This window comes from Bacillota bacterium (genome assembly GCA_040754675.1).
In the GTDB taxonomy this organism is placed as follows: domain Bacteria; phylum Bacillota; class Limnochordia; order Limnochordales; family Geochordaceae; genus Geochorda.
Window position 1 is genome coordinate 1 of record JBFMCJ010000255.1, and the last position, 6,032, is coordinate 6,032.

8 protein-coding genes and 1 pseudogene are annotated in these 6,032 nt (G+C 66.8%); 1 reads left to right on the top strand and 8 read right to left on the bottom strand.

Annotated elements, in window-relative coordinates; genetic code table 11:
* From AB1609_14100 to AB1609_14110, 3 genes and pseudogenes are all read right to left on the bottom strand, one after another.
* Positions 1-309, bottom strand: a 309-nt coding sequence (locus AB1609_14100) for a GDP-mannose 4,6-dehydratase (protein ID MEW6047593.1), incomplete at its 3' end; no start/stop codon positions are given.
* Positions 291-1,061 (bottom strand): glucose-1-phosphate cytidylyltransferase, encoded by a 771-nt coding sequence (gene rfbF, locus AB1609_14105; GenBank protein ID MEW6047594.1) that lies wholly within the window; start codon positions 1,059-1,061, stop codon positions 291-293. The genes rfbF and AB1609_14100, both read right to left, overlap by 19 nt.
* Before the next feature lie 104 nt (positions 1,062-1,165).
* A pseudogene (locus AB1609_14110) lies at positions 1,166-1,726 on the bottom strand (UDP-N-acetyl-D-glucosamine dehydrogenase).
* Between the two features lie 487 nt (positions 1,727-2,213).
* Here AB1609_14110 and AB1609_14115 point away from each other — a divergent pair.
* Positions 2,214-2,576, top strand: a complete 363-nt coding sequence (locus AB1609_14115; protein MEW6047595.1) for a hypothetical protein — start codon at positions 2,214-2,216, stop codon at positions 2,574-2,576.
* A 44-nt stretch (positions 2,577-2,620) separates the two neighbouring features.
* Here the strand turns inward: AB1609_14115 and AB1609_14120 are convergent, their stop codons facing one another.
* From AB1609_14120 to AB1609_14140, 5 genes are all read right to left on the bottom strand, one after another.
* Entirely contained in the window at positions 2,621-2,851 is a 231-nt protein-coding gene (locus AB1609_14120; GenBank protein ID MEW6047596.1) for a hypothetical protein, read from the bottom strand.
* Positions 2,848-3,669, bottom strand: a complete 822-nt coding sequence (locus AB1609_14125) for an AAA family ATPase (protein MEW6047597.1) — start codon at positions 3,667-3,669, stop codon at positions 2,848-2,850. The genes AB1609_14120 and AB1609_14125 overlap by 4 nt, the downstream gene beginning before the upstream one ends.
* A complete protein-coding gene (locus tag AB1609_14130) occupies positions 3,662-5,035 on the bottom strand; it encodes a Mu transposase C-terminal domain-containing protein (GenBank protein MEW6047598.1) in 1,374 nt (457 codons plus the stop codon). The genes AB1609_14125 and AB1609_14130 overlap by 8 nt, the downstream gene beginning before the upstream one ends.
* 158 nt (positions 5,036-5,193) lie before the next feature.
* A complete protein-coding gene (locus tag AB1609_14135) occupies positions 5,194-5,502 on the bottom strand; it encodes a hypothetical protein (GenBank protein ID MEW6047599.1) in 309 nt (102 codons plus the stop codon).
* A partial coding sequence (locus tag AB1609_14140) for a DUF6431 domain-containing protein (GenBank protein MEW6047600.1) occupies positions 5,484-6,032 on the bottom strand: 549 nt, incomplete at its 5' end. The genes AB1609_14140 and AB1609_14135, both read right to left, overlap by 19 nt.

Sequence of the window (6,032 nt, forward strand, 5' to 3'; positions counted from 1 at the left end):
CGGGCTACGCAAAGCTGTACCGACGATAGTTTGAGCTCCAAGGTGGAAAACCGTGTCGATCTCGTGTTCACTGATGGCCCGCTCCAGGATCTCGTAGTCCTCCAAGCGTCCATGGACGACATGTGTACGCTGTATGGTACCGCTACGGATGAGTTCCGACTGCGGATCCCAGTCCCTAACCAGAACCACCACATAAGCGCCCTGGTCCACCATCTCTCGCACTAGCCACGAACCGACGAGCCCTGTGGCCCCGGTGACAAAGACGCGCCGGTCAGCCCAGAACGCTGCGTTCACAGCCACATTTTCCATGGCGCCTTTCCAGACTCCCAAAGTGCCTCAAGCAGTTGCTTTTCCCGCAACGTGTCCATGGGCTGCCAGAAGCCGGCGTGCTTATAAGCCACAAGCTCGCCATCGGCGGCAAGCCGTTCCAACGGCTCACGCTCCCATATAGTGTCGTCGCCCTCGATGTATTCCAGCACACCCGGTTCAAGCACGAAGAACCCTCCGTTTATCCATCCCTCACCAGTTTGGGGCTTCTCGACAAACTGAACCACCAGATCTCCATCGAAACTCAGCCCCCCGAAGCGCGCCGGTGGGCGGACCGCGGTAACGGTGGCCAACTTGCTGTGGGACCGATGGAAGTCCAGCAGCCGCCGAAGGTCGACATTAGCGACCCCGTCCCCATAGGTAAGCATGAACGTTTCATTGCCAATCCAGCGAGCAAGCCGCTTGATTCGGCCCCCCGTCTGGGTCCGTAACCCTGTGTCGACCAAGTGCACCTTCCAGTTCGGCTGGTTGCCGTCGTGGATGGTTGTTTGACCAGTCCTCAGGTCAATGGTTAGGTCGTTATTCATGGCATAGAAGTTCAGAAAGTACTCCTTGATGACCTCGCCCTTGTAGCCAAGCGCCACGATAAATTCATTGAACCCGTAGCTTCCGTAAATACTCATGATGTGCCACAGAATCGGCCTGCCGCCTATCTCGACCATCGGCTTAGGACGAACGGTGGTTTCTTCCGCGAGGCGCGAGCCAAGTCCGCCAGCCAGGATTACTGTCTTCACGTGGCAGCCTTCCATCTCCTAACACCCCAAGGGGCCTGCGGCTTCGAGAAAACTGCCCCCGCGCCCTGGATACATTCGCAGAGGGCCGAGCCTACAAGAAAGGTAGGGCCAGTGCGGCCGATGACATTGTTCGCGTTCCTCGGGGTGTAGCATCTGTTGCCGGGGTCAACCCGCTCGGGGGAGTGGGCTAGGAAGAAGTCCACGCCCGCCTTGAGGCCCGAAGCCTCCAGGATGGGGCGCATGACGCCGTCGGTGGCGCCGGGGTAGGTGGTCGGTTCGAGGTTGATGAGCTGGCCGGGGCGCCGGCGGCGGGCGATCTCCCGGGTCACGTTTTCGATGTACTGAAGGTCGGGCGTCAGGTTTTTCGTGAGCGGCGTCGGCACGCAGATGACGATGACGTCAAGCTCCGGAACGACGTCGAGGGTGGTCACGGCCCGCAGGCGGCCGTCCCGAACGAGCTGGGCCAGCTCCTCGTCCTTGACCTCGGGCATGTAGTTTTCGCCCCGGTTGATGGCGGCGGCCCGGAGCGGGTTTTGCTCGATGCCGGTGACGGGGAACCCCACCTTGGCCTTCTCGACGGCGAACGGCAGGCCGACGTAGCCCAGGCCGACGACCCCCACATGGGCGGTGTGGGCGCGGATGCGGGCAACCAGCTCAGTCCGCAGGCGCTCAGCCGCGGCCGGGTCGCCGTCGAGGCTGACCCAGGCGGGCGCCGCAGGGGTGACGGCGGCCGTCACCGCGACTTCCTCCGCTGCCGTGTGCCGGACCTCGGCACTCTGATCCCTGTCGCCGCCACTGACACTCCGCCGAGCACGCTCATTGCCCTCGCGCACCACGTGACTGTGCCACCCTTCCACCTGACAGGGCACGCGTAATTCGGCAGCGAGGTGGCTTGTCCTGCTTCCGGTCTCACTGTTAGATTCGGTCACGGCTATCGTCGGGGATTCACCCCTGGCAGCCTGGCGGGACCCTCCTCGGTGCGCCTCCGAATGACGGCAACGTTAAGACAGCCCGCCCCAAGCGCGGGCGGGGTGCTCATAAGGCCCCCCCGAGAGGTAGGATGACGTGGAAGCTAGTCGAAAACGAGCCATGCGTAACTGCGTTTCCGCGGGGGGGAAGCACAGAGGCGGGCGATGAGAGCCGCTTCCGGGCATGGATGAACTCCACCGGTGTATCAACGAGTTTCGGGCCCTGCAATACATCGTCATCAGATCCTATAAGGTCCATTCGCGCCCGAAGGTGCGCTTCAGCGAGAGTTGGCTTAATGCGCCGGGCACCCAGGGTATCGTCAAGGAGCTTGCCGATGTCCTGTGGGTGTACTGTAACGGGAATGGGGGTTCAACCCTGAGGGTCTGGCGGCCAGCGGTGTGGCAGGCCAAGTTCCGCAAGAGCCGTGACTACCTTCTCGATCCTGCCATAGTTGTTGCTGCTTTCTCAATGGCCGGCTTCCGGCTCCTTGGCGATGGCCAGCGCGCCTGCTACATGAACCGTTCGAGAAGAATGGTGTTGCGTTGATCGGTATTTGACCGCTGTCGTCGCGCACTGGATGAGTTGGGGGGTCAGGGCAACTGCCGACGGCTGGCCCTCCCGTCGGCCTCCCGTGCCTCCGCCCAAAGCAGCACCAGGCGGACGGCCAGCTCGTAGATGGCGCGGCGGGAGACAAAGGCCAGCACCACCTCCCTCGGGCCGTCGACCAGGCGCAGCCGGGCCAAGGCCCCGGCCCGACTGGTGCAGCGCCACTCGACGCTGATGGGCGTGGTCCCCCGCAGCCACAGCCGCATGGCGTTCACCTCCCAACCGCCTGGGGCGCCTGCCATTCGGCGGCGATGACCGCCTCGACCAGCTCGTGGTCGACCACGCGCTCCTGCCGGGCCGCCGCCGCCATGAGGCAGAGGTGGGCGAGCTGGTTGATGGGCCGGGGCAGGCCGTTGCAGGCGCGGTGGATATGGTCGAGGGCCCGGGCGGTGAACAGCTCCTGGTCGGCCCCGGCCAGCTTCAGGTGATGGCGGATGTAGCCGGCCGTCTCCTGGGGTGAGAAGCCGCTGAGGTGGTAGCGCAGATCGACGCGCTGGGCAAGCGCCTCGACGGAGCGAAGGGCCAGGCGGTCAGCGAGCGCCCGGGTGCCGCAGAGCACCAGGGCGAAGGGCGCAAAGGCATCCAAGTCATAGTTGAGCAGGCCCCGGATCTCCTCCAGCATGACCGGGCTCAAGAACTGCGCCTCGTCCACCAGCAGGACCGGCGTGCGGTGTTGCGTGCGCCAGTGCTCGGCCAGGGCCTCCCGGGCGAGCTTCTTGAGCTTGGGCAGGGCGTGCGGCGCATCGAGTCGCAGGGCATCGAGCAGGCTTTGGAAGAAGCTGCGGGGCGTGAAGGCCACGTCGGCCAGGTAGACCACCTCGTAGCGGGTGGCGTCGAGCTCGGCCTTGAGCCGCCGCAGCGTGGTCGACTTGCCGGCACCCACCTCCCCGGTCAGCACCATCACCCGCCGGCGTTCGGCGACGAAGTGGAGCCTGGCCAGCGCCTCCCGGTGGGCCTGGGAGACAAACAGCTGCTCGACGGGGATCTCCCGGGCAAACGGTGTGGCGGTCAGGCCAAAGTGGGCTTCAAACATCGGGCATCGCCTCCGGGTTATCCATGAGACTCAGGCGCAGCGGGGAGAGGGCCCGGGCCTGGCGCTGTCGCCGGCGCTGGACCAAAAGCTCCAGGTAGGGGATCGGTGGCTCGAGGGGGCGGCTCGGCTCCGGGTGGTGGACCCGGTCGAGGCCGCGGTAGACGGGATGGGCGAGATCGAGGGCGACGGCGTCGCCCACGTGGCGGCCGTCGATGAACAGGCTCAGGCGCTCGAGGTGCAGGGGGTGATAGCGGATCTCGACCCGGCGGCCTTCCAGCCCGGGTGGCGCTTCGTAGCGGTTGCCGTCGAAGCGAAGACACCCGGTCTTGTCCACCCGGCGCACCCGCCGCCACAAAAAGACGTGGGCGAGTTTTTCGGCCGACACGCTGCGGCGCTCCTTGAGGCGGGCAAACCGAATGGCCGGCGCCTCGCCCGTCTCGCTGTGGACCTGCACGTGGTACGCCTCCTCGATCCAGGCCGCAAGCCTTTCGTTGAGGGCGGACAGGTGCGAGACAGGGTGGTGGGAAAGCTCCCGCAGGAACTGATCTTGCAGGGTTTCGAAGAAGCGCTCGATCTTGCCGCGGCCTTCGGGATGGCCGGGCGTGCCGGAGATGTGGCGGATACCGAGCTCGGCGCAGGCCCGGGTGAAGACCTCGGCCTGGAAGATGAGGCCCCGGTCGACGTAGACCCGCCAGGGAAGGCCCCGGCGCAACAGCGCTTGCTGGAAGCACAGCTCCAGCGCATAGAGGTCTTCGGCCCAGAAGAACTCGGCATGGGCTACCAGCCGGGAGTGGTCGTCGAGGAAGGCCAGAAGATACGTGCGCCGCATGCGGCCGGGCTGGAGGGGATCCGGCAGCGCCGGACCCGGCGTGGCATCGCCCTGCCACAGGTCGTTGGGGGCCTTGGCCTCAAAGCGGCGCAGGCCCGGCTTGGGGGGAAGGATGCGCTGGGTTAAGCCTTCTCGGTGGAGGTGGCGCCAGAGGGTGTTGGCTTTGAGGGTCTGCGGGGCCACCAGGCCGGCCGCCTCCATCAGCCGCACCACCTGGGGCAGGCTGCGGGCCGGGTCCTGGCGCTTGAGGGCTTTGGCCTGCTCCAAAAGCTCGGGGGTGACGACCCGCACCGATCCCCGGTCCCGCCGCATGGCCGGCCGCAGGGCCTCCAACCCGCCGAGTCGGTAGCAACGGACCCACCGGCGCAAGGTCGGGACGCTCACGTGCAGGCGCCGGCCGTCCGGCAAAAGATGCTCCCGGCCGACCACCTCCTCCCGCCAGCGCCGCTTTTCCTCGGTGTCGGCCAGGGGATCCAACAGCGGGGCGATGAGCGAGTAGCGAAACAACGCCAGCGTATCGTCGGGCCAGGAAGCCATGGAAGCATCCTCCCTGTCGTGGGGTTTGCTTCCAGTCTCCGGCAACCGGGCCCTATCCGAGAAGGCGCCAGGGTTTGGGGGGTCCGGCAGCCCGGCCAGAGGCGAACGGATGATCGACCATGAAGCGGGACAAGCCACCCTGCCCCGGCCTTCTTTCCTCAAAGCCAGGCCGGGTCGCCCTGGAGCAGGAGGTTGACCATGTCCAGAAGGCCGGCCGCTATCGGCCCAAGATGCGCCTGCCTCACTCCCTGCCGTAGTGTCTCGGCGAAGTCCAGGCACGCCCCCAACGGGTCATCCTCCGGCGGATGCAGGACCGGCGGGCCGGTAGGAAGGGCCCCGGCCAGCTCCCCCCACCACTCCTGCAGCCGGGCCAAGACCCCCGGCGCCTCGGCCGAGGCCCTTCGAAGGAGCCGACGCACGGTGGCCACCGAACGGCCTACCGACCCGCTCAGTGCCCGCCACGACATCCCCGCCGGCGCCCCTCGTACAGACGCTGGCGGACGGCGCTGACCAGGCTCTGGTAGGGGCGCAGGAAGCTGGGCGGAAAGGAGACCGTCCGGCCGCACTGCCGGCAGCGCCGGCGGTGCACCGGAATTCGGTGGTAGCCATCCGGCCCCGTCTCGTCGGCGCCGCGCGGATAGCACCCGTGTCCCCACAGCCGCCCACCGCAGGCCGGGCAAACCCGCAGCAGTCGCAACCGGCCCGCTTTTTGGGCGGCCAAGTAGGAGCGAACGTCTGGGCCGGCGAAGATGGGGATCACCAAACCGGCTCCCTCCCCTCGGGGGAGGCTCCCGATCTGGGAGAGCAGCCGGGGGCGGTGTTGGGGGAGCATCCCGGGCGTGGCGACCGCGTGGGGGATGCTCCCGCTTGTTTTCCCTCCCTCACCGCCCCGCTTTCGCTGCCGGGATCGGGCGGCACTCCGGCGCAGGCCTCCCGGTGCCCCCACGATTCGGCTCCCCGGTCGCTCTTCCTGCCAAAAAGCTACCACCCCCCCGCT